Origin of the sequence: Serratia sp. CC22-02 (genome assembly GCF_900182895.1) — a bacterium.
Classification (GTDB): domain Bacteria; phylum Pseudomonadota; class Gammaproteobacteria; order Enterobacterales; family Enterobacteriaceae; genus Serratia; species Serratia nevei.
In genome coordinates this window covers 1-2,211 of sequence record NZ_FXUD01000027.1, presented here as the reverse complement: position 1 = coordinate 2,211, position 2,211 = coordinate 1, and the positions used below count along the sequence as shown (strand labels likewise).

1 pseudogene is annotated in these 2,211 nt (G+C 45.8%); it reads left to right on the top strand.

The features are described from left to right. Nucleotides 1-2,211 (top strand): annotated as a pseudogene (locus QOL81_RS25720) (hypothetical protein); the annotation flags it as partial.

Genomic DNA, 2,211 nt, shown 5'->3' with positions numbered 1-2,211 from the left:
CGATTAAAGTTAATGGCAAACCTCTATCATCGGACGTCAATTTGTTGGCTGGTGATGTTAATGCGTATAACAAAACTGAATCAGATGGACGATATTTATCCAAGGCAAGCAACCTTGCTGATCTAACTGATAAAGCAAAGGCCCGTGGAAGCTTAGAGCTGGGAGATGCTGCGACGCGTAATGTTGGTGTTGCGGCGGGTCAGTTGATGGCTGTTGGCGCATTTGGACTTGGCGCAGGATCGCGGCATTTTGACAATGCGTATTGCAATACTGCACAGTTCTATCGAGTCAACGAAACATCTGAAAATGCGCCAGGAAAAGGGGTTTTCGGTGTTGTCTCGCTACCTTGCGATGGTGGCCCCTCTTCGGCATATCTTGCTATCAAAAATGATGGTAGTTCTTTCTTTGGTCAATCTAATTCGCCGGCTGGTGGGGTCAAGTGGTCGCAGGCATATACAACAAATTTCAAACCGACAATCACAGACGTTGGTGCCGCAGATCATAGGAACAATTTTGCGGCACGGATGGGTGTGCAACGCGTACTAAATGGAGCCGACAAACCTACATCAGCTGGTGTTTGGAGCGTCGAAAATAGCTCATTTACTCCTGTCCCCTGGGGTTCACTCTATGTAACAACAAACCAGTCAACACTTAGCACAGAGCCAGGAAATCAGCGCTTTATCCATTATTTATTCATTGGTCATGGTAATGGCAACAAACTTTATGCCGCTACGAACAATAACGGGTCGTTTAGCGGTTGGTCACAATATTACTCAACTGCCGGAAAACCGACGGCCGCAGATGTTGGTGCGCTAACAGACGCTGAGGCAGCGCAGAAGTATGCACTAAGATCTATACGAGTGAATGGGAAACCCCTCACATCAGATATCAATCTGCTTGCATCTGATGTGGATGCATACAATAAATCAGAGTCTGACTCACGATACTTTTCAAGAGGACTTGCAGGAACGGCTACAGATGTTGCTTGGAACTCACCTTCCGGGTTCTATAGCACTCAGGCCTCCGGTATGACGTCTGTTCTGCATTTTCATCTGGGCGGCACAGGTAGCACGCGTTCAGCTGGATTCAGATTTAATTATGGTAATGGCGGTATTGCATATCGATCTTCTCGAGATGGTTTCGGCTATGAGAAGGGGTGGACTAAAATCTATACCGAACTCGATAAACCAAAGCCTTCTGATATCGGAACGCTTTCAACAGAGGATTTGGTAGATAACTTTGGCAGTATTGCAAAATTAAAAGTCGAGACAAACGCAGCACCGTCATGGGTTCTGCTTGGTACAGCTTCTAACATGCTTCAGTATGGAGCTACTCTAACTATTGACGTAATGGGGGGGGCTGGTTATAACGCGTCCGAAAGAAATAATGCATCTCAGCGAATAATGCTTAGGACTAATAATGGTTCAATTACTAAAATAAATGATCCGTTTCGCGCCATTGTAACTAGCCATCATTATGGTCTGCCAGCCATATCTGAAGTTCGGGCGATCGAAGTATCGGCCAATAAGTATGAGTTATATATCCTTGTAGCTACGTATGTAAAAAATGTTGTTTTCAGCGTTACAGCATCAGTGAAAATGACCAACTGGGCATATTCATTTGCTACTCAAGATACTGCACCAACAGCTAGCATTAGATTTATATCCAACTCAATCTATCACTCGGGTAATAACCCGGCCCCAGAAGATATTGGGGTTTGGGGGAAAGAAGAATCAGATGGGCGATATGTTAAAAAATCTAGCGACGAAATGTCGGGGCCGCTCACGTTGCCGCGTGTTATTTTCCCGAGCGAAGGCTTGCAGGCATCAAACGCCGACAATGACCTTACTCGTCCAGATGGATTCATGTTGGAGCAACTGGGCGATAAATCGGTCGGCTATCCGCTAACTAAAGGCAATCTCGGTAATTTAATCACATTCAAGCTCAACAAATATCGACACGTGCAATTCGCTATTGGCTCCGGTAATACTGAGTTTTATTTGCGCTCTCTTAGGGAAGATAATCCGGCGACGGCTAAAACTTGGGCGAAGGTGTATACAACACTCGACAAGCCAACTGCTGCCGATGTAGGAGCGCTGACTGACCCGCAGGCAGCGCAAAAGTACGCGCTTCGCTCGATTAAAGTTAATGGCAAACCTCTATCATCGGACGTCAATTTGTTGGCTGGTGATGTTAATGCGTATAACAAAA